Source organism: Nitrosospira sp. Nsp1, from assembly GCF_900100985.1.
In the GTDB taxonomy this organism is placed as follows: domain Bacteria; phylum Pseudomonadota; class Gammaproteobacteria; order Burkholderiales; family Nitrosomonadaceae; genus Nitrosospira.
Genome location: NZ_FMUF01000005.1, coordinates 1 through 23,176, shown reverse-complemented (window position 1 = coordinate 23,176; position 23,176 = coordinate 1). Strand labels below are relative to the sequence as shown.

Here is a 23,176-nt window from a genome sequence, read left to right as displayed (position 1 = left end):
AAGACTTTAGCTTGACATCACATGATAAACCCCCTAGAATTCGCAGTTTTTTAGCCGTCCCTGGATAGAAATATCTGGCGCGAAAGGGTAAAAAAATTTCATATTGCCAGCGGGACGGTTATAACGCCTTCCCGATTTTGTAGAGAATAAAATGCCGACAATCAGTCAGTTAGTACGCAAGCCTCGTGCGGCGAGACGTGTGAAGAGCAAGGTTCCAGCACTGGGAAACAGCCCCCAAAAACGGGGAGTATGCACGCGCGTCTATACCACTACGCCAAAGAAACCGAACTCGGCTTTACGCAAGGTGGCGAGGGTTCGCCTGACTAACGGTTTCGAGGTGTCCAGTTATATCGGCGGAGAGGGACATAACTTGCAGGAACACTCCGTAGTGCTGATTCGTGGCGGTCGCGTCAAGGATTTGCCGGGCGTTCGCTATCACACCGTAAGGGGTAGCCTGGATACCGCCGGCGTAAAAGATCGTAAACAGAGTCGTTCCAAATATGGTGCCAAGAGGCCGAAATAGGCTTCAGAACGGTTTGAACGCCGGGCGCCAGATATATATTGAACTCAACACGTTGTCCTTAAGCTGAATAATTACCCCCAAGGTTAGAAAATGCCAAGACGGAGAGAAGTACCCAAACGAGAAATTTTGCCGGACCCCAAGTACCACAGTACCGAGGTGGCGAAATTCGTCAATGTGCTGATGACTCGGGGAAAGAAGTCGGTAGCGGAACGCATTATTTATGGCGCAATGGATCAGATCCAGAAGAAAACGGGCAAGGATCCGGTAGAGGTATTCACGCAAGCGCTATCCAATGTTCGTCCCATGGTGGAAGTAAAAAGCCGTCGTGTCGGCGGAGCCAACTATCAGGTCCCGGTAGAGGTGCGATCCATTCGGCGTAATGCGCTGGCGATGCGTTGGTTGCGCGATGCTGCCCGGAAGCGAGCGGAAAAATCGATGGGTGCGCGGCTTGCCGGTGAATTGGCGGAAGCGGCCGAAGGTCGAGGCGGCGCGGTAAAGAAGCGTGAGGAAGTTCACCGTATGGCCGAAGCCAATAAGGCATTTGCACATTATCGGTTCTAGCGGCAGTGACGGTAACAATCACCGAAATTCAGGTTCCTGGCTGACCTGTTTCCACAAAAAATTCATTTTATTACTTGTCGGGACACTTTGCTCCCGACAAATAAAACCTTAAGGTTCAAGAATCGTGGCAAGAAAAACTCCTATCGAGCGTTATCGGAATATCGGCGTAATGGCGCATATCGACGCCGGCAAGACTACGACCACGGAACGCATATTGTTCTATACCGGTGTATCGCACAAAATTGGCGAAGTGCATGACGGGGCGGCGACGATGGATTGGATGGAGCAGGAGCAGGAGCGCGGCATCACCATCACTTCCGCGGCGACCACCTGCTTTTGGAAGGGGATGGAAAAGAACTATCCCGATCATCGCATCAATATTATCGACACCCCGGGTCACGTTGATTTCACCATCGAAGTGGAGCGATCGCTGCGTGTCCTCGACGGGGCTTGCACCGTATTCTGCGCCGTTGGCGGCGTGCAGCCTCAGACTGAAACTGTATGGCGTCAAGCCAATAAATACAAGGTTCCGCGACTCGCATTCGTCAATAAAATGGATCGCGCTGGCGCCAATTTCATGCGCGTTCATGAACAGATTCAATCTCGTCTGAAAGCGCATCCGGTGCCCGTACAGTTACCTATCGGTGCGGAAGATAAATTCGAGGGTGTTATTGATCTGATAAAGATGAAAGGCATCTACTGGGACGATGCGAGCCAGGGGCTTAAGTTTGAGGAGCGCGATATACCCGCCGATTTACTGGAGAATGCCAAGCAGTGGCGTGAAAAAATGGTGGAAACCGCCGCCGAAGCGAATGAAGAGTTGATGAACAAATATCTTGAAGAGGGTGATTTATCTCCCGCCGACATCAAGAAAGGGCTGCGCATTCGTACGATCGGTAACGAGATCGTTCCCATGCTTTGTGGTTCGGCATTCAAGAACAAGGGTGTACAGGCGATGCTGGACGCCGTCCTGGACTACTTGCCTTCACCAGTAGATATCAGCGCGATCAATGGAGAAGATGAGAAGGGCGGGCATGATGAACGCCATGCGAACGACGCGGAGCCGTTTTCCGGATTGGCATTCAAAATTGCCACCGACCCCTATGTTGGCCAATTGATCTTTTTCCGTGTTTACTCTGGCGTGGTGTCTTCCGGTGATACCATCTATAACCCCCTTAAAGGACGGAAGGAACGAATTGGAAGATTGCTGCAAATGCATGCCAATCAGCGAGAGGAAATCAAGGAAGTGAGGGCTGGCGACATCGCCGCCGCGGTAGGTTTGAAAGAGGCAGTTACCGGTGACACCTTGTGCGATCCCACCGCAGTGATCACGTTGGAACGGATGATATTTCCGGAACCTGTGATTCACGTTGCAGTGGAGCCGAAGACCAAGCTTGACCAGGAAAAGATGGGAATGGCATTGAACCGTCTGGCGCAGGAAGATCCGTCCTTTCGCGTTCGCACCGACGAAGAGTCTGGTCAAACCATCATTTCCGGCATGGGTGAACTGCATCTCGAAATTATTGTAGAGCGGATGAAGCGGGAATTTGGCGTGGAAGCCAACGTGGGTGCTCCGCAAGTGGCTTATCGTGAAGCCATCAAAAAGTCGGTGGAGATCGAAGGTAAATTCATCAAGCAATCCGGTGGACGGGGTCAATATGGTCACGTCTGGCTCAAGCTGGAGCCGAATGAAGCGGGTAAGGGATTTGAATTCGTCGATGCCATCAAGGGTGGAACGGTACCGCGCGAATACATTCCGGCGGTAGAAAAAGGATTGCTGGAGACGCTGCCGAATGGGGTGCTGGCAGGCTTTCCAGTGGTGGACGCCAAAGTTACTTTATTTGATGGTTCTTATCACGACGTTGATTCGAACGAGAACGCGTTCAAAATGGCCGCTTCTATTGCGTTCAAGGATGGGATGCGCAAGGCGAGTCCAGTGTTGCTGGAGCCGATGATGGCGGTGGAAGTGGAAACGCCGGCGGATTTCATGGGCAATGTGGTAGGCGATTTGTCATCCCGTCGCGGAATGATCCAGGGTATGGACGACTTGCCCGGCCTCAAGGTGATACGTGCGGAAGTTCCGCTGGCGGAAATGTTTGGCTACTCCACTTCGCTGCGATCCGCGACCCAGGGACGTGCGACTTATACCATGGAATTCAAACAGTATTCCGAAGCGCCGAAAAGTGTGGTTGAAGCAATTATTAATAAGAAATAACGGTAATCAAGTAAAGGAACGATCATGGCAAAGAGTAAATTTGAGCGGACGAAGCCGCACGTAAACGTTGGCACGATAGGGCATGTGGATCATGGCAAGACCACATTGACGGCGGCGATCACCATGGTATTGACGAAGAAGTTTGGTGGTGAAGCGAAGAGTTACGCGCAGATAGACTCGGCGCCGGAAGAGAAGGCACGGGGCATCACCATCAACACATCGCACGTCGAGTACGAGACGGTGAAGCGGCACTATGCGCACGTTGACTGTCCGGGCCACGCCGACTACGTCAAGAACATGATTACCGGTGCGGCGCAGATGGATGGCGCGATACTGGTAGTATCGGCTGCGGACGGGCCGATGCCGCAGACCCGCGAACACATCCTTCTGGCGCGTCAGGTAGGGGTGCCCTACATAGTCGTCTACATGAACAAAGCGGACATGGTAGATGACGACGAACTGCTGGAACTGGTGGAAATGGAAGTGCGCGAACTGCTGTCCAAATACAACTTTCCGGGAGACGACACCCCCATCGTCATCGGTTCTGCCCTGAAAGCACTCGAAGGCGACCAGAGCGACATAGGCGAGCCCTCCATATTCAAGCTGGCCGATGCACTGGACAGCTACATACCCGAACCCGTTCGCGCCATAGACGGCCCCTTCCTGATGCCGGTGGAAGACGTTTTCTCCATCTCCGGGCGCGGCACCGTGGTCACCGGACGCGTAGAGCGCGGCATCGTCAAAGTGGGCGAGGAAATCGAGATAGTAGGACTCAAGCCCACCATCAAGACAGTATGTACCGGCGTGGAAATGTTCAGGAAACTGCTGGACCAGGGGCAGGCCGGCGACAACGTTGGCGTATTGCTGCGAGGCACCAAGCGGGAAGACGTCGAGCGCGGCCAGGTGTTGGCCAAGCCTGGCAGCATCAACCCGCACACCAAGTTCACTGCCGAGATATACGTACTGAGCAAAGAAGAAGGTGGACGTCACACCCCGTTTTTCCAGGGCTATCGTCCCCAGTTCTACTTTCGTACCACCGACGTAACAGGTGCGATTGAATTGCCTGCGGGCACCGAGATGGTCATGCCGGGGGACAACGTCTCCGTGACGGTCAACCTGATCGCGCCGATAGCGATGGAAGAAGGTCTGCGTTTTGCCATTCGCGAGGGCGGCAGAACCGTTGGCGCCGGCGTGGTGGCAAAGATTATCGAGTAATAACAGGATCAAGGATAGGATTTAAGATTTAGTGCCACAGCGCCGAATCATCAATTCGAAATCCAAATCCTCAACCTGAGGTTCGTTTATGCAAAGCCAAAAAATTCGTATTCGTCTGAAAGCGTTTGATTACCGATTGATCGATAAATCCGCGATGGAGATCGTTGAGACCGCCAAACGGACGGGGGCGGTGGTAAAGGGGCCTGTGCCTCTGCCGACGCGCATCGAGCGCTTCGACGTATTGCGATCCCCTCATGTCAACAAGACCTCGCGCGATCAGTTCGAGATTCGGACTCATCTGCGCCTGATGGACATTATGGACCCTACTGATAAAACAGTGGATGCCTTGATGAAGCTGGACCTTCCCGCAGGGGTGGATGTGGAAATAAAGTTGTAAGTTTTTGAATTTAATTTTTAGTTAATCGTTTTTTGACGAATAATCTGAATCCCTGATTTAAACAAATGTACCTGCCGGTCAATTGTAATCGGCACCTTTTTTGAAAAGGTAATTAAAATGAGTTTAGGGCTCGTCGGCCGCAAGGTTGGCATGACTCGTATTTTCACCGACGATGGCGATAGCCAGCCGGTCACAGTACTTGACGTGTCCAACAATCGTGTCACCCAAATCAAAACGCCCGCCACTGACGGCTATTCCGCGGTGCAGGTCACTTTCGGCAAGCGCCGCGCCATTCGCGTCAATAAACCTTCAGCGGGGCATTTCGCCAAGGCTGCAGTGGAAGCTGGTCATGTGCTCAAGGAATTCCGCGTGGGGCAGGAGGTAACTGATAGTCTCAAGCCCGGTGCAGTCGTAGGTTCGGAGATTTTCCGGGTTGGGCAAAAAGTGGATGTGACCGGTATCACCATCGGAAAGGGTTATGCTGGTGTAATCAAGCGTCACGGCTTTTCTTCGAATCGCGCCAGCCATGGCAACTCCAGATCCCATAACGTTCCAGGTTCCATCGGAATGGCGCAGGACCCTGGTCGTGTCTTTCCCGGAAAACGCATGTCCGGGCATCTAGGTAGCGTAAAACGCACCACCCAGAATCTTGAAGTGCTGCGGGTCGATACCGAGCGAGGCCTGTTGCTCATCAAGGGTGCGATACCCGGATCGAGAGGCGGCGACGTGGTGGTGCATCCAAGCGTAAAGATCAGCAGGATCGTTATAAAGCCTGCTGCAAAGCTTGATGCAAAAGCGGCGGCAAAAAGTGGTACGAAGTCCGGCAAGAAGGGAGGTGCATAATGGAACTTAAGCTCATTGGCGATGATGGCCAGTCGGCTGCCAGTGTTTCGGTTCCTGATTCGCTTTTCGGTCGGGAGTACAACGAGGCCCTGGTACATCAGGTGGTGACGGCTTATCTTGCCAACGCGCGTAGCGCCAACCGCGCCCAAAAGGGGCGTTCGGATGTCGCCAAATCCACCCGCAAACCCTGGCGGCAAAAAGGTACAGGGCGTGCACGCGCCGGTATGGCGTCGAGCCCATTGTGGCGTGGTGGAGGAAAAATCTTTCCCAACAGCCCCGAAGAGAATTTCAGCCACAAGGTCAATCGTAAAATGTATCGGGCAGGTATGGGAGCGATCCTATCCCAGCTCGTTCGTGAAAATCGATTGTCAGTGGTGGAAAATTTCGTCCTGGATACGCCAAAAACCAAAATCCTGGCCGGAAAACTGAAAGATATGAAATTGAATGAGGTCATGATCGTTACCGATAGCGTGGATGAGAATCTCTATTTGTCATCACGGAATCTGCCACTCGTCAAGGTGGTGGAAGCGGGTCACGTCGACCCGGTCAGCCTTTTGCGTTTTGCCAACGTGCTGATAACTCGCGGCGCATTAGCCAAAATGGAGGAAATGCTCGCATGAGTACGCAAACATTCAATCCGGAACGCCTGATGCATGTCATTTTGTCACCGCAAGTGTCTGAAAAGGCCACCTATATTGCGGAAAAGCATAACCAGGTGATTTTTCGCGTGACGCAGGATGCGACGAAGCCCGAAATCAAAGCAGCGGTGGAGCTGATGTGGAAGGGCCAGAATATCGAGGTGGAGAGCGTGCAGGTCGCAAACGTCAAAGGCAAGGAAAAGCGCTTTGGCCGTTTCATGGGGCGCCGCCGCAACTGGAAGAAAGCTTATGTAAACATCAAGACTGGTCAGGAAATAAATTTTTCTGAAATTGCTCAAGGGGAGGTCAAGTAATGGCACTGGTTAAAGTCAAACCAACCTCTCCCGGCCGTCGCGCGGTTGTCAAAGTCGTTAATCCGGGTTTGCATAAAGGCGAACCTTATGCCAGGCTCCTGGAGAAGCAGAATCACACTGCGGGGCGCAACAATAAAGGTCGCATTACCACCCGCCACATGGGAGGCGGCCACAAGCAGCATTATCGTATCGTGGATTTCCGCCGTAACAAGGATGGTATCGCCGCCAAGGTGGAGCGGCTGGAATACGACCCGAATCGCAGCGCAAATCTCGCATTGCTTTGCTATGTCGATGGAGAGCGACGTTATATCGTCGCACCGAGCGGCATTGCTGCCGGTATGCAATTGATGAGCGGGGTGGATGCGCCGATCAAGAACGGTAACGCGCTGCCACTGCGCAATATTCCGGTGGGCAGCACAATTCACTGCGTGGAAATGATGCCGGGGAAAGGCGCGCAACTGGCCCGCTCTGCGGGTACGTCGGTGCAGCTTCTGGCACGTGAGGGGGATTACGCCCAGCTTCGCCTGCGTTCCGGCGAAATCCGAAGGGTGCACGTAAACTGCCGCGCCACCATCGGCGAGGTCGGTAACGAGGAGCACAATTTGCGATCGATCGGTAAAGCAGGTGCACAGCGCTGGCGCGGCATCCGGCCAACGGTGCGCGGGGTGGTGATGAATCCTGTAGACCATCCCCATGGTGGAGGTGAAGGTAAAACCGCTGCGGGGCGCCATCCGGTCAGCCCATGGGGAACGCCTGCCAAAGGTTTCCGTACTCGCGCCAATAAGCGTACCGATGGTATGATTGTGCGGCGCCGTTATTCAAATAAAGGGTAATGAATCATGGGACGTTCCGTAAAAAAAGGTCCATTTGTTGACTTGCATCTGATAGCCAAGGTGGAGACTGCGCGCGCAACAAATGACAAGCGCCCGATCAAGACCTGGTCGCGTCGTTCAACCGTTCTGCCGGATTTCATTGGTTTAACGATTGCCGTACATAATGGTAAACAGCATATCCCGGTATACGTTACCGAGAATATGGTGGGACACAAGCTTGGAGAATTCTCTCACACCCGCACTTTCAAGGGGCATTCAGGCGACCGGAAAGTCGCGGCTGGATCGAAGAGATAGGGATAATCAATTATGCAAACAACTGCCGTATTGCGTGGGGTCAGGTTATCCGAACAGAAGGGCCGGTTGGTAGCGGACCAGATTCGTGGATTACCGGTGGACCGAGCACTTAATCTGCTTGCCTTCAGTCCGAAAAAAGGCGCCGTCATTATTCGTAAACTGCTTGAGTCGGCTATCGCCAATGCTGAGCATAACGATGGAGCGGATATAGACGAATTAAAGGTATCGACGATATATGTAGATCGTGGACCGTCGATGATGCGTACCAGTGCTCGCGCCAAAGGCCGTGGCAACCGCATCGTCAAGCCAACTTGTCATATTCTTCTTACTGTTGGCGACAAAGCCGGCAACAAAAAATAAGGACGTACCAGGACATTATGGGACAAAAAATAAATCCGACGGGTTTCCGCCTTTCCGTACTTAAAAACTGGTCGTCGAAGTGGTATGCCAATACAAAAAATTTCCCGGGGATGCTGAACGAGGATATCAAGGTTCGGGAATATCTTAAAAAGAAATTGGCGCATGCATCAGTCGGTCGCGTAATCATCGAGCGGCCATCCAAGAATGCGCGCATCACCATTTACAGTTCCCGCCCCGGCGTCGTAATCGGCAAGAAAGGCGAAGATATAGAAGTTCTGCGCGGTGTGCTGCAAAAACTCATGGGTGTTCCGGTCCACGTAAACATCGAAGAAATCCGGAAGCCGGAAATTGATGCGCAACTGATTGCAGACAATATTGCGCAGCAGTTAGAGAAACGAATCATGTTTCGTCGTGCCATGAAACGTGCGATGCAGAACGCCATGCGTTTAGGTGCTCAAGGCATCAAAATCATGAGTGCCGGTCGATTGAACGGCATCGAAATTGCTCGCACCGAATGGTATCGTGAAGGCCGTGTTCCGCTTCATACCCTGCGTGCTGATCTGGATTACGGTGTTTCGGAGGCCAAGACCACATACGGCGTAATCGGAATCAAGGTTTGGGTATTCAAGGGCGAAGTGATCGGACGTAACGACCAATCCGGCGCAATTGGACCAGCAACGCAGGTACCGACTCCCGCGGGAGAACCTGAAGCCAGACGTCCAGCGAGAAAACCGGCCGGCAGGGCTGAACCCAGGACCGACGCAAGAACCAGCGAGAGGAAAATTGCCAGAAAACCTGAAAACACGGTTGAGGGAGCTTCCTCCAAGTCTGCAACTATAAAGCCAGGAGCAAAAGATGCAGCAGCCAGCTAGAACGAAGTACCGCAAACAGCAAAAAGGACGTAATACCGGGGTTGCAACCCGCGGTGCGAAAGTCAGTTTTGGGGAATATGGCCTCAAAGCAGTTGGCCGTGGTCGGTTAACCGCGCGACAGATCGAGGCTGCGCGGCGCGCGATGAGCCGTCACATCAAGCGCGGCGGGCGCATCTGGATCCGCATATTCCCTGATAAACCGATTTCCCATAAGCCAGCTGAGGTTCGGATGGGTAACGGCAAGGGAAATCCGGAGTACTTCGTGGCGGAAATCCAACCCGGTAAAATGCTGTATGAAATGGACGGGGTTGATGAAGCGCTGGCGCGACAAGCATTTCGTCTGGCCGCATCCAAGTTGCCGATTCTGACTACATTTGTTGTAAGACAGGTAGGCGGTTAATTATGAAAACGAAAACTAAAGACCTCAGGTCCCGGAATCCGGCAGAGTTGCAGCAAGAGTTGTTAGAGCTTCTGCGGGCCCAGTTTGGCCTGCGGATGCAGCATACGACACAGCAACTGAGTAATACCAACCAATTACGTAACGTGCGCCGGGATATCGCGCGCGCGAAAACCATACTTAGCCAGAAGGCAAAGCAGTCATGAGTGAAGCTAATTTAAATCGCACCCTCAGTGGAAAAGTATTGAGCGATAAGATGGATAAGACCATTACTGTCTTGGTCGAACGTAAGGTCAAGCATCCGCTCTATGGAAAGATCATGGTTCGTTCAAAAAAATACCACGTTCATGACGAGAGTAATGAGTTTCACCCGGGTGATATGGTAGTCATCGAAGAATGCCGGCCTCTCTCTAAGACAAAAGCCTGGCGCGTAGTTAAGTTGATGGAGAAGGACAGCCAAGTCAGTTAATTTATTGGCGGGTCCGATAGGCGAATGTTTGTTTTTCCTTGTTTTCCTGACAAGATTAGCTTATAATTCGGCCTCTTCGTTTTTCAGATCTTTAATTTTTGCAGTCACCGATTGGTGATTTCATAACCCGGACGGGTTCCAATACTGTCCACGCCCCGATCCCGGGGCGGGAAAAGTTGGAAAGAGTGAGTAAAAAATGATCCAAATGCAATCGATTCTGCAGGTCGCGGATAATACTGGTGCTCGTTCAATCATGTGCATCAAAGTGCTGGGTGGATCCAGGCGACGGTACGCTGGTATTGGCGATATCATAAAAGTCAGCATCAAGGATGTTGCGCCACGTGGGCGTGTCAAGAAAGGCGAAGTGTACAATGCGGTGGTGGTTCGTACTTCGAAGGGAGTGCGTCGTGCTGACGGTTCGTTGATCAAATTTGACAATAACGCAGCCGTGCTGTTGAACGCCAAGCTGGAGCCAATCGGTACGCGCATTTTTGGGCCGGTAACGCGGGAATTGCGTAACGCACGCTTCATGAAAATTGTTTCGCTTGCGCCAGAAGTTTTGTAAGCACGGTAAGGATCGAATATGCGAAAGATAAAGAAAGGTGATGATGTCGTCGTCATCACCGGCAAGGACAAGGGCAAGCGTGGCACGGTGCTTCGCGCAGTAAATGCCGACTTGGTGGTGGTCGAGGGCGTCAATAAGGTCAAGAAGCATCAGCGACCCAACCCGAATAAGGGGGCAACGGGTGGAATCGTCGAGATTGAGAATCCAATTCAGGTTTCGAATGTAGCGATTTATAATCCCTTCACTCGCAAAGCCGACCGTGTTGGTTTCAGAATTCAGGAAGGCAAGGGTAAAGTTCGTTATTTCAAGTCGAGCGGTGAACTGCTTGATGCCTGAATAGGTTAAGGGAAGATTATGGCTCGTCTACAAGAGTATTACCGCAGTACCGTGGTTCAGCAATTGATGCAGCAATTTGGCTACAAATCCGTGATGGAAGTGCCTCGCATCGAGAAAATCACGCTCAATATGGGTGTGGGCGAGGCGGTCGCTGACAAAAAAGTCATGGATAGCGCAGTAAGCGATATGCAAAAAATCGCCGGGCAGAAACCGGTGGTGACGAAGGCAAAGAAATCCATCGCCACGTTTAAGGTTCGTGATGGATATCCGGTTGGTTGCATGGTTACATTGCGTCGTGTTCGCATGTACGAGTTCCTGGATCGGTTGGTTAGCGTGGCCATACCGCGTATTCGTGATTTTCGCGGGGTTTCCGGCAGAGCATTCGATGGACGGGGAAATTACAACATGGGTGTAAAAGAGCAAATCATTTTCCCCGAAATTGAATATGACAAAATCGACGCGCTAAGGGGTATGAATATAACCATCACCACCACCGCGAAAACGGATGCAGAGGCAAAGGCGTTGCTGGCAGCATTTAAATTTCCATTTAAAAACTGAGAATCGTATGGCCAAAATAGCTGTGATTAACCGCGACTTGAAACGACGTGAAGTCGTAAAGAAATATGCGCCACGGCGTGCTGAATTGTCGGCCATAATTAACGATGCCAATTCGAGCGATGAGGATCGTCACTCTGCCAGGATCAAGCTTCAGATGTTGCCGCGCAACTCAAGTCCGGTGCGGTTGCGTAATCGCTGTTCCCTGACTGGCCGCCCACGTGGTGTATACAGCAAGTTCGGTCTCGGCCGCAGCAAGCTCCGCGATATCGCCATGAGTGGTGAAATTCCCGGCATCATCAAGGCCAGTTGGTAGATCGAGCGGCCTGATGTTTTAGGCATGTTTGAATTCTGGCGAAGCAAACGGGACTTTGGTCCATATAGACAGGGCAAGCCCAATATGATCGATTTAATAATTTCAGAGATTTGTATATTTTCCGGTTACGGAATCTGGATTTCTAGAGGTATCCCTAGATGAGCATGAGTGACCCTATCGCCGATATGCTGACGCGCATTCGTAACGCGCAGCTTTCCGAAAAAACATCCGTCGTAATGCCCGCGTCCAAGCTCAAAGCTGCGATTGCGCAGGTGTTGAAGGATGAAGGTTACGTTGAGGATTTCGCGGTTCACCCGGCGGACGGAAAACCACAGTTGGATATCAGTTTAAAATATTACGCCGGACGTCCTGTAATTGAGAAAATAGAACGCGTTAGCCGTCCCGGTTTGAGGATTTACAAGGCCAGCGACAAGCTTCCTAATGTGATGAACGGCCTGGGTGTGGCGATCGTTTCCACTTCAAAAGGTGTAATGACGGAGCGAAAGGCGCGCGCCAACGGTGTTGGCGGTGAAGTATTGTGCATAGTGGCTTAAGGATATAAAAAATGTCTCGAGTGGGTAAAAATCCTGTGCTGATTCCCGCAGGTGTTGAGGTAATCCTTTCGGCCTCTGAAGTATCGATAAAGGGGCCGCTGGGCGCGTTGACGCGCGACCTGGTTTCAGACATCTCCGTCGAGCGTGACGGCGATAGTTTATTGGTTAAAGCAACGAACGAATCGAAGCATGCTAACGCAATGTCTGGCACGACGCGCGCGCTGCTTGCCAATATGGTCAAGGGGGTAACCAGCGGTTTCCAGAAGAAATTGATGCTGGTGGGGGTGGGGTATCGGGCACAGGCGGCAAATGATGTTCTTAACCTGACCTTGGGATTTTCGCATCCGGTGGCTCACAAGATGCCCGAGGGCATTAAAGTTGAGACGCCCACTCAAACAGAGGTCATTATCAAGGGAATGGACAAGCAGCAGGTCGGTCAGGTGGCAGCTGATGTACGTGCCTACCGTAAGCCGGAGCCTTATAAGGGCAAGGGTGTTCGTTATTCCGACGAAGTCATCGTCATGAAAGAAACCAAGAAAAAATAATTGGGGTAGATATGCCGAATCCAACAAAATCCCGTTTGCGCCGTGCTCGTCGGACGCGCGCCAAGATCGCCGAGCTGAAGATGGTGCGTTTGGCGGTGCATCGCAGCAATTGTCATATCTATGCACAGCTGATAGATGGCTCTGGCGGGAGGGTCTTGACCAGCGCATCCACCTTGGAACCGGAGGTTCGCAAGGAGTTGCCCAACGGTGGCACCGTTGATGCGGCGGCGGCAGTGGGGAAGCGGGTTGCGGAAAAAGCCAGGGGTTTAGGTATCGAGACGGTTTCATTCGACCGGTCGGGGTTCAAATATCATGGGCGCGTAAAGGCATTGGCCGAAGCTGCTCGTGAACATGGCCTCAAATTCTAACTGAGGAAAGATAATGGCTAAAATGCAAGGACGAATGCAAGGAAAAGTACCTCAGGGTGATGATCGAGGTGATGGCCTGAAGGAAAAGATGGTGGCGATCAATCGCGTCACCAAGGTGGTCAAGGGAGGTCGCATCCTCGGGTTTGCCGCACTGACGGTGGTCGGAAACGGCGATGGCGGTGTCGGCATGGGTAAAGGTAAATCCCGGGAAGTGCCGGTTGCCGTACAGAAGGCGATGGATGAAGCGCGCCGGAAGATGATCAAGGTAAGCCTGAAGAATGGTACGTTACACCACCCGGTCATCGGCAGGCATGGCGCCGCCACGGTCTATATGCAACCGGCGTCCGAAGGGACCGGTATTATTGCTGGAGGCCCGATGCGTGCCATATTTGAAGTGATGGGTGTTCACAATATCCTCGCCAAATGTATCGGTTCTACCAATCCTTATAACGTGGTGCGAGCAACCTTGCATGGATTGCAGGCGATGAATACGCCGGCGGAAATCGCGGCCAAAAGGGGCAAGAGCGTAGAAGAAATCATGGGCCTGGCGAAATGACCACTGATAAAAAAAAGATTAAAGTAACTTTAGTCAGGAGCCTGATCGGTACGAAACGATCGCATCGTGCGACTGCGCGTGGACTGGGGTTACGCGGAATAAACAGCAGCGCTGAGCTGGAGGATACTCCAGCCGTGCGAGGTATGATCAATAATATTTATTACCTTGTAAAGAGTGAGGCGTAGATGCAGCTGAATTCCATAAAGCCCGCCGGTGGCGCCAAGCATGCAAGGCGGCGTTTGGGGCGTGGCATTGGTTCCGGTCTCGGTAAAACCGCCGGACGAGGTCACAAAGGACAAAAATCCCGCTCGGGTGGCTTTCATAAGGTGGGTTTCGAAGGCGGTCAGATGCCCCTTCAACGTCGCCTGCCCAAGCGCGGTTTTGTATCACTTACCCGGGGTGATACCGCTGAGGTGCGACTGTCGGCCTTGGATAGGTTACCCGGAAATGAAATCGATATTCTGGTCCTGAAGCAGGCAGGGGTTATTCCCGGATCTGCCTTGAGCGCCAAGGTAATACTTTCCGGGAAGGTAGAGCGCGCATTTAAGTTGCAGGGCATTGCAGTCACAAAAGGCGCCAAAGCTGCCATTGAAGCCGTTGGCGGCAGCGTTGAATAAACTCGAGAGGAGACAGATTGGCCGCTAGCGAATCCCTGCGGGGACTCTCCGGGAAGCTCGGCGACTTGAAACGTCGACTGTGGTTTCTGTTGCTCGCATTGGTTGTCTATCGTATCGGGGCGCATGTTCCGGTACCAGGTATCGACCCCGTGGTGCTGAAAGACTTATTCGAGTCGCAGCAGGGGGGTATCCTTGGTATGTTCAACATGTTTTCGGGTGGCGCACTTTCCCGTTTTTCGATCTTTGCCCTTGGGATCATGCCATATATTTCGGCTTCGATCATCATGCAATTGGGCACGGTTGCGTTTCCCTATCTCGAAGCGCTGAAGAAGGAAGGTGAATCGGGTCGCAGAAAAATTACCCAATACACTCGATACGGTACATTGGGATTGGCGTTGCTGCAGGGGTATGGCATATCGATCGCGTTGCAAGCCCAGCCTGGATTGGTGATTGAGCCCGGACCGATGTTCCTGTTGACAACGGTGATAACGTTGGTTACCGGCACGATATTTCTGATGTGGCTAGGCGAGCAGATTACTGAACGCGGCATCGGCAATGGTATATCGCTCATTATTTTCGCCGGCATCGCAGCGGGGCTCCCCAGCGCAATCGGGGGTACGCTGGAACTGGTCAGAACGGGTGCGATGCATTTTCTGGTGGCATTGGGGATCTTCGTGGCGGCAACGGCGGTGACAGCCTTCGTGGTTTTCGTCGAGCGCGGTCAGCGGAAGATACTGGTGAATTATGCGAAACGCCAAGTTGGACGAAAGGTGTATGGCGGCCAAAGTTCTCATTTGCCGCTGAAGCTGAATATGTCGGGTGTCATTCCTCCGATCTTTGCTTCCAGTATTATTTTATTTCCGGCTACGTTGGCAGGGTGGTTCGCGACGGGCGAATCAATGAGCTGGTTAAAGGATATGAGCGGCGCGCTATCGCCAGGTCAGCCAATCTACGTGATCATGTATGCAGCGATGATCATATTTTTCTGTTTCTTTTATACCGCGCTTGTATTTAATCCGAGAGAAACGGCCGAGAATCTGAAAAAAAGCGGGGCTTTCATCCCTGGAATTCGTCCGGGTGAGCAAACTGCCAAGTATATCGAGCGCATTATGCTGAGGCTTACCCTGGCCGGAGCGATTTACGTAACACTCGTCTGTTTGCTGCCGGAATTCCTAATCTTGAAATGGAACGTGCCATTTTACTTTGGAGGGACGTCTCTCCTCATTATCGTGGTGGTAACCATGGACTTCATGGCGCAGGTTCAGGCGTACATAATGTCTCATCAGTATGAAAGCCTGCTGAAGAAAACCAACTTCAAGGGCGGCGGCGGATTGCCGGCGAGATAGTTACATCTAAGGATAGGATGGCCAAAGAAGAAACAATACAAATGCAGGGCGAGATACTGGAAACGTTGCCAAATGCGACCTTCCGTGTCAAGCTGGAAAATGGGCACATCGTGCTGGGGCATATTTCCGGAAAAATGCGAATGCATTACATTCGGATTTTACCCGGGGATAAGGTAACGGTGGATTTGACGCCTTACGATTTAAGCAGAGCGCGAATCACATTTCGCGCCAAATAGCCGGGAAGGAGCATCATGAAAGTATTAGCCTCTGTAAAAAAAATCTGCCGTAATTGCAAGATCATCAAACGCAATCGGATAGTTCGGGTAATTTGTTCAGATCCAAGGCATAAGCAACGCCAAGGTTAATCGAATAAGCATCACTTTCGATGTTATAATTCAAAATTTTTGTGGGAAACCTGTATGGCCCGTATCGCTGGAGTAAATATCCCGAATCATCAGCATGCCGAAATTGCGTTAACTTCAATCTACGGCATAGGTCGCACCAGAGCGCGGGAGATTTGTGCTGCGGTTGGCATCGGTGCTTCCACCAAGATCAAAGATGTAACCGATGCTCAAATGGATAAGCTGAGAGATAACGTCGCTAAATTTGCGGTCGAAGGCGACCTGCGGCGTGAAATTTCAATGAATATCAAGCGTTTGATGGATTTGGGCTGTTATCGTGGATTGCGTCACCGTCGTGGTTTGCCGGTACGGGGTCAGCGTACTCGTACGAACGCAAGGACGCGTAAAGGGCCACGCAAGGCAGTTCGGGCTTCCAACGCAAAGGCAGCAAGATAAATTTCAGCCAACTGAACGGTAGCATACAGGAATAATTCGATATGGTAAAAGCAGCCACACGGGTTCGCAAGAAGGTCAAGAAAAATGTAGCGGAGGGTATTGCCCACGTTCATGCATCGTTTAATAACACTATCGTGACTATCACGGACCGCCAGGGCAATGCTTTGTCATGGGCAACTTCCGGGGGTGCCGGATTCAAGGGATCGCGTAAAAGTACTCCATTCGCTGCTCAGGTAGCGGCCGAACAGGCAAGTAAGGTTGCTCAGGAATGTGGAGTAAAGAATTTGGAAGTGCGTATCAAAGGTCCTGGTCCAGGACGTGAATCCGCTGTGCGGGCTTTGAACGCAGCCGGTTTTAAAATTACCAGTATTTCGGATGTGACGCCAGTTCCGCATAACGGTTGCCGTCCACCGAAGAAACGCCGTATTTAAGGAGTGGTCTGTGGCTAGAAATCTTGATCCTAAATGTCGCCAATGTCGCCGGGAAGGGGAGAAGTTATTCCTGAAAGGTGAGAAGTGTTTCACCGACAAATGTGCAATCGAGCGCAGAAACTATGCGCCCGGTCAACACGGTCAGAAAAGTACGCGATTGTCTGATTATGGGGTCCAGTTGCGCGAGAAACAGAAGTTGCGCAGGATATATGGCATATTGGAACGCCAGTTTCATAACAATTATGAGCTGGCGGAAAGGCAGCGCGGTATTACCGGTGAGAATTTGCTGCAGTTGCTGGAATGTCGCTTGGATACAGTTTCATACCGCATGGGATTTGGTGCATCGCGGTCAGAGGCGCGCCAGATTGTGCGTCATAACGGCATCCTGGTAAATGGACGCCGGACCAATATTCCTTCCTACCAGGTTAAGCCCGGTGATGTGATAGAAGTTGCAGAGAAGGCTAAAGGCCATCTGCGCATCAAGGCTGCAGTGGAAGCAGCGGAGCACCGTAATTTTCCAGAGTGGATAGAGATGGATGTCAAGGCGATGAAAGGAACGTTCAAAGTTAAACCGGAGCGTTCTGATTTACCTTCTAGCATCAATGAATCTCTAGTCATTGAGTTGTATTCCAAGTAATTACCGCCCAGGTTTCGGCAAAAGGATCAGGCTATGCCAAGTAACACTTTTCTTACGCCCCGCATTATTGACGTGCAGAATATTTCCCCGCTGCATGCCAAGATTATCATGGAACCGTTTGAACGTGGGTACGGACACACGTTGGGAAATGCATTACGTCGAATTTTGCTATCGTCCATGCCGGGATTCGCGCCAACCGAGGTCCAGATTAGCGGTGTAGTGCATGAGTATTCCGCGCTGGACGGTGTGCAAGAGGATGTGGTCGATATTTTGCTCAATCTCAAGGGTATCGTCCTAAAGCTACACAGCCGAACCGAGGCTATTCTGATCCTTAAAAAGAAAGGTGAAGGTACGGTCACTGCCGGTGATATCGAGACAGGACATGATGTAGAAATCATTAATCCGGATCACGTGGTGGCGCATCTGACTGCCGGTGGGAAGCTGGATATGCAAATCAAGGTTGAACTTGGGCGCGGTTATGTACCTGGAACCGTGCGGCAATTGACAAGTGAAGGGCGTGCTCTCGGCAGTATTTTGCTGGATGCTTCTTTCAGTCCGGTGCGGCGCGTAAGTTATGCGGTGGAGAGTGCTCGGGTTGAGCAGCGCACCGACCTCGACAAGTTGGTTATGGATATTGAAACCAACGGCGTTGTCGATCCGGAGGAGGCGATCCGTTATGCGGCGAAAGTACTGGTTGAACAACTCTCCATATTTGCCGACCTGAAGGGTACGCCGCTACCGGTGGAGCAGCCAAAATTACCCCAGATCGATCCGGTATTACTTCGACCGGTGGATGATCTGGAGCTTACCGTGCGCTCGGCCAATTGCCTGAAAGCGGAGAATATATATTATATAGGCGACCTGATTCAGCGCACAGAGACGGAATTGCTGAAGACCCCCAATTTGGGAAGAAAATCTCTCAATGAAATAAAGGAGGTATTGGCTTCCCGCGGGTTGACGCTGGGCATGAAACTGGAAAGTTGGCCGCCTTCCAATCTTGATAAGGGAAAAAAGGAAACAAGTCATGCGGCACCATAATGGGCTACGAAAGCTAAATCGAACGAGCAGCCACCGGTTGGCGATGCTACGTAACATGACCAATTCATTGTTGCGGCATGAGGTTATTAAAACCACGCTGCCTAAGGCCAAGGAGTTGCGTCGGGTAATCGAGCCGATGATAACGCTGGGCAAGAAACCATCGTTGGCGAATCGACGTCTGGCCTTCAATCGCTTGCGCGATCGTGACATGGTCGGGAAGTTATTTGGTGAACTGGGTCCCCGGTATCAAACACGTAATGGCGGTTACTTGCGTATTCTTAAATTCGGTTTTCGCAAGGGTGACAATGCACCGATGGCATTGGTGGAATTGCTGGATCGACCAGAGCAATTAACCGCGACTGCAACTGGAAAAGCCGATACGTAAGCGCTGGCTATAGGAAAAAAAGAAGCCGGGTTATCCCGGCTTCTTTATGCCTGATTGGTTTTGATAAACCGATGCGGTTTAGCATCGTGACACAAAAACTGCTTTATCCCCGCCCAAGCATAAACCATTGTCTGGCCCGGAGAATTCTTGTATGCTTCTAACATAGACTGGTCTGAGCTATCGCTAGCATGGACATTCGATCGGTTATGTATCTTTTATTTCAACTGGGGCTATTCCGATGGATTTAACGACTTGGACCGTGGAGGAACTTGTTTCGATACGTGAGAAACTTCTTGCGTGGCGTCTCCAACGTGAAGCCCCGACGTGGGGAAACAAGTTCTTGAACTGGAATGGTATAGCGGGTGCGTTTGCATTGCTGACCGGGCTTATGGATATGTTTTTCGGCGGCCCGACCGCGACCAACCTTCTCCTGGTCTTGCTTGGCACTCTAGCTTGTTTTACCTGGTATAAGGGTGATAAACAGCGGAAAAAAAATATAAGTTTTCTGGGAAAAATTGATGAGGAGCTTTCCCGTCGCAATCATCAATTTTAACGCATTACCTCATCTCGGTGTTTTTACCAAATGTCCCAGGCGCAGCCAAGCCTTCAAGAAAGAAAAAACTTTATTGATACTGCGTCGGCAATGTCTTCAAAAAAAGAGATAGACACCCATACTCCTGATCTTAATGGAGACGATACCGCCCTTTTTACGTCTCTTTGCCAGTTTGTATGGATTCAAGGGGAGCCGCTGCCTTTAATTTATGATCCGGAGCATGCGGTCTATACAAAACAGGGCATCAATTTGCGCGTATTAAAACATCTGGAGTCGATCGACCTGATATCCTTTGAGGCCGCTGGATATGTGAAGAGATGGTTCGGTAAGCATACCCGCCTGTTTTATTTTGGCCAGGCTACGAAGATCCAGTTTGTGGGGGAAGCGAACAATCAGCTCGATCTTGGCTACGTTCTCCTGACAGAAAAAGGGAAAGCGCTGGCGACTGTTTTCGGCAACAAGCGAAATCAGGAGTTCTATGAATATGTGATCGGCAAATGGTTTCAGCAGGGTATGGTTATATCGTCTATCCTGGCGAATCGTTGATACCGAATACTTTACCGGCTCAACTATCCTTTTTTAAGGATATGGTATTGTTAAACGATATTGTTAAACTAGGCACCTAAGCTTAAACCAGATACGTATCGGTTCCGGTCAGCAATAAATCATATTGAGCCTCTACCATCTCCTTGATCATCAACGCCGGCATCCCGCCCACCACGTTACCTTCGAGTGCCAGCCAGCCGACGGCATCCGATGGTCCGAGACTGATGACGTAACCTAAGTTGCGATGAAAGTATGGCTCCAGCAATTTCAATGAGCCTGAGTGACGTAAAATATTTCTTGCCGCCAGCATTCCTTTGCGAACACCGGATTGCGCCGTCATGCTATTGGAACCGGCGGAGTTATATATGGAACAATCGCCGGCGGTAAAAATATTCTCCAGCGGTTTCTGCTCGATCACAACCTGCCCGAATGCATTGGCGAAAAGTGGTATGTCAAGTTTTTTGCCGAGAAACAGGAGGGAAATGATGGATGGGAGCTTGAATTGGCGACCTGTATCGCTTTCTTCCAGCAAAATCTCATTTGCTGCCTGGCCGCGGTAACGCGTATTAGGATAAAAATCAATATCCAGTTCAGACATGCGCGCCTGGGTATATTCTGAAAAACCTACTCCAAACTGGTTAAGTACGCGATCCTCCCCGTGAATCAAGCGTAACTTCCATTCGAATTTTCGGCGCCGAAGAAAATGGGCGATTTCGAAAAGAAATTGAATACCTGTGGCGCCTCCGCCTATTACCGAAATGATTTTCTCGCCGGACCCATGTATATCGCGTTGACGGTTCAGCAAGTCGGAGCCGGCGGTGATCATGAAATCATTCAGGTCGAAAATATCATCTGATTTACTCAACTGCGCAAGGGGTGAACCTGAGGCCACCAGAAGATAATCAAATGCCAGTATTTCATCGTTGACGACGATAAATCCATCTTTCTGGCACTGCTGGAGAACACAGTCGTTCAGGATCAGCTGGGTGCAAACGTGCCGGCAGCCAAAGCGATTTTCCAGATCGGAAAACGATACGAGGAAGTCGTCCAGTGGATACCGGAACGTTTCATGTATATGCGTAATCTTGAGGTGATGAAGCCTGGGATCGATGATCGTGATGCGGGCCTCGGGCATATGGCGCAGAAGAGTTACCAGCGCTGCAATTCCCGCATAACCGCCACCCACTATTACAATTTTGAGTTGCTTATGCCTGGGTATGTAAAATGGTAGAAAAGGCACTACCTCTCCTTTGCAATGCAAATCAGTTCTGTTATTTCATTCATCAGTACCCCCTCCGGGATCCCGGCAGAGTTACATTCATTTCGTATAACATTTTAACGAGTTATGAGGTTGCCGCCCAATTACTCAGCCTCTATCGTAATCAGGGCAGCAGCGTAGCACGAATGTCTTGTTGAGGGGTCATCTTGGCTGAATTCAATTTCTGCTGGAAGTTTCCTTATTTTCAGGAATCCTCCCAGGCTTCCAGTTTTCTGTTGCCCACTTCCAAAATGAACTGATATCGCTTCCGATCAATTCTGCCGGCGGCGCTTGACCCAGGAAACGTAGCGCCATCATTAATTGCGGCATCGGATCGGAAACATCAAGAGGCGTAGCGCAGGTCTGTTTACTGAGTTTCTCACCTTGAGCGTTAACCACTACCGGAAGATGCAGATAGGAGGGAGTCGGATAACCCAGCAGTTGTTGCAGGTATATCTGGCGAGAAGTGGAATTCAGCAAATCTTTCCCACGCACCACATGGCTGACCCCTTGCTCGGCATCGTCAATGACCACCGCCAACTGATAAGCAAAAACCCCATCGGCACGGCGCAGCACGAAATCCCCAATATCACTGTGCAATCGATGTAGAACCAGCCCTTGCAACGAATCCTTGAACTGGATCAGTCTGTCATCCGTTCGTATTCGCCGTGCCCCTGGGCATTTGTCATGAAGAGAGCGTCCACGGCAGGTGCCAGGATAAATGGGGCCATCTATTCCCGTGATCGTGGAATCCGCAATTTCCTTGCGGCTACAGACGCAGGGATAAATCAAATGTTGTCTTTCAAGTACAGCGAGCGCTGCCTGATATGTTTTGTACCGCTGCTTTTGATAGACAATCTCACCATCCCATTCCATTCCCAGCGCTTGCAGGGTATTCAGGATTTTCCCCGATACGCCGGCAATTTCGCGCGTCGGATCCAGGTTTTCGATCCTGACCATCCACTTGCCTTGGCGCGATTTTGCCTCAAGATAGCTGCCAACGGCAGCGACAAGAGAGCCGAAATGCAGCGGTCCGGTCGGAGATGGAGCAAAGCGCCCACAATAGGCTGGAAAAATGGGTAGACTATTAGCCACCGGTCAACTTAATCGATCTGGGGTATCAAGGATGGGAGTAATTAAATCGACGAAAAAATCGACAAGAAAATGTGATAACAGTGATAATACGCTTCCAGAATTATCTGGGTTTATTTTGCCACTAACCGGATATCTTCCATTAGGACCCGCCAGGAAAAATGGAACCATATCACTGTTTACCGCTTTTTTCCAAGCGACGGCGGGCTGAGGGATGCTACATACCGAAAGTTTTATGAAAAACCCCAACATTTTTGGCATGGAAATTGCTATACAAGATGCTCTATTGTAGTCCCGACAAACTGCTTGACTTAGGGCATCTTCGGGGATAGTCTTTATGGGGTTATGGGTATGTAACGTATTAGTAACACCGTATTCAGAAACGCAGACATAGAGAAACAGATGAAACAAGTTGGGCCGTATCGAGCAACATCCGCAGCATAAGCAACACCTGAAGTATCGAGCAACACCAGATTGAAGGACAGCAACAAATTATCGAAGCTTCCACCGGCGTAGAGTAGTTCAGGAACAGAGGTAAGTTCAGGAACGGAAGGGGCAGGATAAGCCGGTAGAGCGCGCAGCACTTGATCAACGAAACAAGGCAACAGGAGGAAACAACATGGCAACAACACTAGGAACGTCGGGTCACGCCAAAGCAAGCGGCCGGGACTACGACATGTCGGAGTGGTATGACTCGAGGTGGTACAAATTCGGGCTCATCACCATGCTGCTGGTAGCGATATTCTGGGT

The 23,176-nt window shown here is 51.1% G+C and carries 38 protein-coding genes; 35 read left to right on the top strand and 3 right to left on the bottom strand.

All coding sequences use genetic code 11. The features are described 5' to 3' along the window. The first annotated feature begins 151 nt into the window (after window positions 1–151). From rpsL to BLP78_RS04320, 35 genes are all read left to right on the top strand, one after another. A complete protein-coding gene (gene rpsL, locus BLP78_RS04490) occupies window positions 152–523 on the top strand; it encodes a 30S ribosomal protein S12 (protein ID WP_025042218.1) in 372 nt (123 codons plus the stop codon). 90 nt (window positions 524–613) lie between these two features. Then, window positions 614–1,084 (top strand): 30S ribosomal protein S7, encoded by a 471-nt coding sequence (gene rpsG, locus BLP78_RS04485; protein WP_025042219.1) that lies wholly within the window; start codon window positions 614–616, stop codon window positions 1,082–1,084. A gap of 124 nt (window positions 1,085–1,208) precedes the next feature. Beyond that, window positions 1,209–3,299 carry an elongation factor G gene (gene fusA / locus BLP78_RS04480; protein WP_090456943.1) on the top strand — a complete coding sequence of 697 codons (2,091 nt, stop codon included), beginning with the start codon at window positions 1,209–1,211 and terminating at the stop codon, window positions 3,297–3,299. 24 nt (window positions 3,300–3,323) lie between these two features. Beyond that, complete coding sequence (gene tuf / locus BLP78_RS04475) at window positions 3,324–4,514, top strand: elongation factor Tu (protein WP_025040225.1); 1,191 nt, start codon at window positions 3,324–3,326, stop codon at window positions 4,512–4,514. An 88-nt stretch (window positions 4,515–4,602) separates the two neighbouring features. Continuing rightward, on the top strand, window positions 4,603–4,911 hold the full coding sequence (gene rpsJ / locus BLP78_RS04470; RefSeq protein WP_004180980.1) for a 30S ribosomal protein S10: 309 nt from the start codon (window positions 4,603–4,605) through the stop codon (window positions 4,909–4,911). Between the two features lie 117 nt (window positions 4,912–5,028). Continuing rightward, window positions 5,029–5,754, top strand: coding sequence for a 50S ribosomal protein L3 (gene rplC, locus BLP78_RS04465; RefSeq protein WP_090456941.1), 726 nt, complete (start codon window positions 5,029–5,031; stop codon window positions 5,752–5,754). Continuing rightward, on the top strand, window positions 5,754–6,374 hold the full coding sequence (rplD, locus tag BLP78_RS04460; protein WP_090456938.1) for a 50S ribosomal protein L4: 621 nt from the start codon (window positions 5,754–5,756) through the stop codon (window positions 6,372–6,374). Before rplC ends, rplD begins: the two co-directional genes overlap by 1 nt. After that, a complete protein-coding gene (rplW, locus tag BLP78_RS04455) occupies window positions 6,371–6,706 on the top strand; it encodes a 50S ribosomal protein L23 (protein WP_090456936.1) in 336 nt (111 codons plus the stop codon). Before rplD ends, rplW begins: the two co-directional genes overlap by 4 nt. Beyond that, window positions 6,706–7,539, top strand: a complete 834-nt coding sequence (gene rplB / locus BLP78_RS04450) for a 50S ribosomal protein L2 (RefSeq protein ID WP_025042205.1) — start codon at window positions 6,706–6,708, stop codon at window positions 7,537–7,539. Before rplW ends, rplB begins: the two co-directional genes overlap by 1 nt. 6 nt (window positions 7,540–7,545) lie before the next feature. Continuing rightward, window positions 7,546–7,833 carry a 30S ribosomal protein S19 gene (rpsS, locus tag BLP78_RS04445; protein ID WP_025042204.1) on the top strand — a complete coding sequence of 96 codons (288 nt, stop codon included), beginning with the start codon at window positions 7,546–7,548 and terminating at the stop codon, window positions 7,831–7,833. Window positions 7,834–7,845: 12 nt separating this feature from the next. Next, window positions 7,846–8,193, top strand: a complete 348-nt coding sequence (gene rplV, locus BLP78_RS04440) for a 50S ribosomal protein L22 (protein WP_025042203.1) — start codon at window positions 7,846–7,848, stop codon at window positions 8,191–8,193. A 17-nt stretch (window positions 8,194–8,210) separates the two neighbouring features. Then, window positions 8,211–9,065, top strand: a complete 855-nt coding sequence (gene rpsC, locus BLP78_RS04435) for a 30S ribosomal protein S3 (protein ID WP_090456934.1) — start codon at window positions 8,211–8,213, stop codon at window positions 9,063–9,065. Next, on the top strand, window positions 9,049–9,465 hold the full coding sequence (gene rplP, locus BLP78_RS04430; protein ID WP_025042201.1) for a 50S ribosomal protein L16: 417 nt from the start codon (window positions 9,049–9,051) through the stop codon (window positions 9,463–9,465). Before rpsC ends, rplP begins: the two co-directional genes overlap by 17 nt. A gap of 2 nt (window positions 9,466–9,467) precedes the next feature. Then, window positions 9,468–9,668 (top strand): 50S ribosomal protein L29, encoded by a 201-nt coding sequence (rpmC, locus tag BLP78_RS04425; protein ID WP_025042200.1) that lies wholly within the window; start codon window positions 9,468–9,470, stop codon window positions 9,666–9,668. Further along, window positions 9,665–9,931 carry a 30S ribosomal protein S17 gene (rpsQ, locus tag BLP78_RS04420; RefSeq protein WP_090456931.1) on the top strand — a complete coding sequence of 89 codons (267 nt, stop codon included), beginning with the start codon at window positions 9,665–9,667 and terminating at the stop codon, window positions 9,929–9,931. Before rpmC ends, rpsQ begins: the two co-directional genes overlap by 4 nt. Before the next feature lie 196 nt (window positions 9,932–10,127). Beyond that, window positions 10,128–10,496: a 50S ribosomal protein L14 gene (gene rplN, locus BLP78_RS04415; RefSeq protein WP_090456929.1), complete on the top strand. Its 369-nt coding sequence runs from the start codon at window positions 10,128–10,130 to the stop codon at window positions 10,494–10,496. A gap of 18 nt (window positions 10,497–10,514) precedes the next feature. Then, window positions 10,515–10,832, top strand: coding sequence for a 50S ribosomal protein L24 (gene rplX / locus BLP78_RS04410; RefSeq protein WP_090456927.1), 318 nt, complete (start codon window positions 10,515–10,517; stop codon window positions 10,830–10,832). An 18-nt stretch (window positions 10,833–10,850) separates the two neighbouring features. Then, window positions 10,851–11,390 (top strand): 50S ribosomal protein L5, encoded by a 540-nt coding sequence (rplE, locus tag BLP78_RS04405; protein ID WP_090456925.1) that lies wholly within the window; start codon window positions 10,851–10,853, stop codon window positions 11,388–11,390. 7 nt (window positions 11,391–11,397) lie between these two features. Then, window positions 11,398–11,703 carry a 30S ribosomal protein S14 gene (rpsN, locus tag BLP78_RS04400; protein WP_090456923.1) on the top strand — a complete coding sequence of 102 codons (306 nt, stop codon included), beginning with the start codon at window positions 11,398–11,400 and terminating at the stop codon, window positions 11,701–11,703. Between the two features lie 158 nt (window positions 11,704–11,861). Next, a complete protein-coding gene (gene rpsH, locus BLP78_RS04395; RefSeq protein ID WP_090456921.1) occupies window positions 11,862–12,257 on the top strand; it encodes a 30S ribosomal protein S8 in 396 nt (131 codons plus the stop codon). Between the two features lie 11 nt (window positions 12,258–12,268). Continuing rightward, a complete protein-coding gene (rplF, locus tag BLP78_RS04390) occupies window positions 12,269–12,802 on the top strand; it encodes a 50S ribosomal protein L6 (protein ID WP_090456918.1) in 534 nt (177 codons plus the stop codon). A gap of 11 nt (window positions 12,803–12,813) precedes the next feature. Beyond that, on the top strand, window positions 12,814–13,170 hold the full coding sequence (gene rplR, locus BLP78_RS04385) for a 50S ribosomal protein L18 (protein WP_090456916.1): 357 nt from the start codon (window positions 12,814–12,816) through the stop codon (window positions 13,168–13,170). 13 nt (window positions 13,171–13,183) lie between these two features. Continuing rightward, a complete protein-coding gene (gene rpsE, locus BLP78_RS04380; RefSeq protein ID WP_036576846.1) occupies window positions 13,184–13,726 on the top strand; it encodes a 30S ribosomal protein S5 in 543 nt (180 codons plus the stop codon). Further along, window positions 13,723–13,911, top strand: coding sequence for a 50S ribosomal protein L30 (rpmD, locus tag BLP78_RS04375; protein ID WP_090456914.1), 189 nt, complete (start codon window positions 13,723–13,725; stop codon window positions 13,909–13,911). Before rpsE ends, rpmD begins: the two co-directional genes overlap by 4 nt. After that, a complete protein-coding gene (rplO, locus tag BLP78_RS04370) occupies window positions 13,912–14,343 on the top strand; it encodes a 50S ribosomal protein L15 (RefSeq protein ID WP_090456912.1) in 432 nt (143 codons plus the stop codon). It abuts the gene before it with no gap. 17 nt (window positions 14,344–14,360) lie between these two features. Beyond that, window positions 14,361–15,689, top strand: coding sequence for a preprotein translocase subunit SecY (secY, locus tag BLP78_RS04365; RefSeq protein WP_090456910.1), 1,329 nt, complete (start codon window positions 14,361–14,363; stop codon window positions 15,687–15,689). 17 nt (window positions 15,690–15,706) lie between these two features. Further along, window positions 15,707–15,925 carry a translation initiation factor IF-1 gene (gene infA, locus BLP78_RS04360; protein WP_011380144.1) on the top strand — a complete coding sequence of 73 codons (219 nt, stop codon included), beginning with the start codon at window positions 15,707–15,709 and terminating at the stop codon, window positions 15,923–15,925. Between the two features lie 15 nt (window positions 15,926–15,940). Continuing rightward, entirely contained in the window at window positions 15,941–16,054 is a 114-nt protein-coding gene (rpmJ, locus tag BLP78_RS04355) for a 50S ribosomal protein L36 (RefSeq protein WP_072767110.1), read from the top strand. Window positions 16,055–16,108: 54 nt separating this feature from the next. Further along, a complete protein-coding gene (rpsM, locus tag BLP78_RS04350) occupies window positions 16,109–16,486 on the top strand; it encodes a 30S ribosomal protein S13 (RefSeq protein WP_025042187.1) in 378 nt (125 codons plus the stop codon). Between the two features lie 41 nt (window positions 16,487–16,527). Further along, window positions 16,528–16,917 (top strand): 30S ribosomal protein S11, encoded by a 390-nt coding sequence (rpsK, locus tag BLP78_RS04345; RefSeq protein ID WP_004181016.1) that lies wholly within the window; start codon window positions 16,528–16,530, stop codon window positions 16,915–16,917. A 10-nt stretch (window positions 16,918–16,927) separates the two neighbouring features. Continuing rightward, window positions 16,928–17,554: a 30S ribosomal protein S4 gene (gene rpsD / locus BLP78_RS04340; RefSeq protein WP_090456908.1), complete on the top strand. Its 627-nt coding sequence runs from the start codon at window positions 16,928–16,930 to the stop codon at window positions 17,552–17,554. 33 nt (window positions 17,555–17,587) lie between these two features. After that, on the top strand, window positions 17,588–18,592 hold the full coding sequence (gene rpoA / locus BLP78_RS04335; protein WP_090456906.1) for a DNA-directed RNA polymerase subunit alpha: 1,005 nt from the start codon (window positions 17,588–17,590) through the stop codon (window positions 18,590–18,592). After that, window positions 18,579–18,977 (top strand): 50S ribosomal protein L17, encoded by a 399-nt coding sequence (gene rplQ / locus BLP78_RS04330; protein ID WP_090456904.1) that lies wholly within the window; start codon window positions 18,579–18,581, stop codon window positions 18,975–18,977. Before rpoA ends, rplQ begins: the two co-directional genes overlap by 14 nt. 238 nt (window positions 18,978–19,215) lie before the next feature. Then, window positions 19,216–19,530: a hypothetical protein gene (locus BLP78_RS04325; protein ID WP_090456902.1), complete on the top strand. Its 315-nt coding sequence runs from the start codon at window positions 19,216–19,218 to the stop codon at window positions 19,528–19,530. Between the two features lie 30 nt (window positions 19,531–19,560). Then, a complete protein-coding gene (locus tag BLP78_RS04320) occupies window positions 19,561–20,076 on the top strand; it encodes a DUF2806 domain-containing protein (protein ID WP_256330050.1) in 516 nt (171 codons plus the stop codon). Window positions 20,077–20,158: 82 nt separating this feature from the next. Here BLP78_RS04320 and BLP78_RS04315 read toward each other — a convergent pair whose 3' ends face one another. From BLP78_RS04315 to BLP78_RS15155, 3 genes are all read right to left on the bottom strand, one after another. Further along, window positions 20,159–21,316 (bottom strand): NAD(P)/FAD-dependent oxidoreductase, encoded by a 1,158-nt coding sequence (locus BLP78_RS04315; protein WP_090456900.1) that lies wholly within the window; start codon window positions 21,314–21,316, stop codon window positions 20,159–20,161. 195 nt (window positions 21,317–21,511) lie between these two features. After that, window positions 21,512–22,429 carry a tRNA glutamyl-Q(34) synthetase GluQRS gene (gluQRS, locus tag BLP78_RS04310; protein WP_090456898.1) on the bottom strand — a complete coding sequence of 306 codons (918 nt, stop codon included), beginning with the start codon at window positions 22,427–22,429 and terminating at the stop codon, window positions 21,512–21,514. 3 nt (window positions 22,430–22,432) lie between these two features. After that, window positions 22,433–22,687: a hypothetical protein gene (locus tag BLP78_RS15155; protein WP_143002889.1), complete on the bottom strand. Its 255-nt coding sequence runs from the start codon at window positions 22,685–22,687 to the stop codon at window positions 22,433–22,435. Window positions 22,688–23,176: the final 489 nt, after the last annotated feature.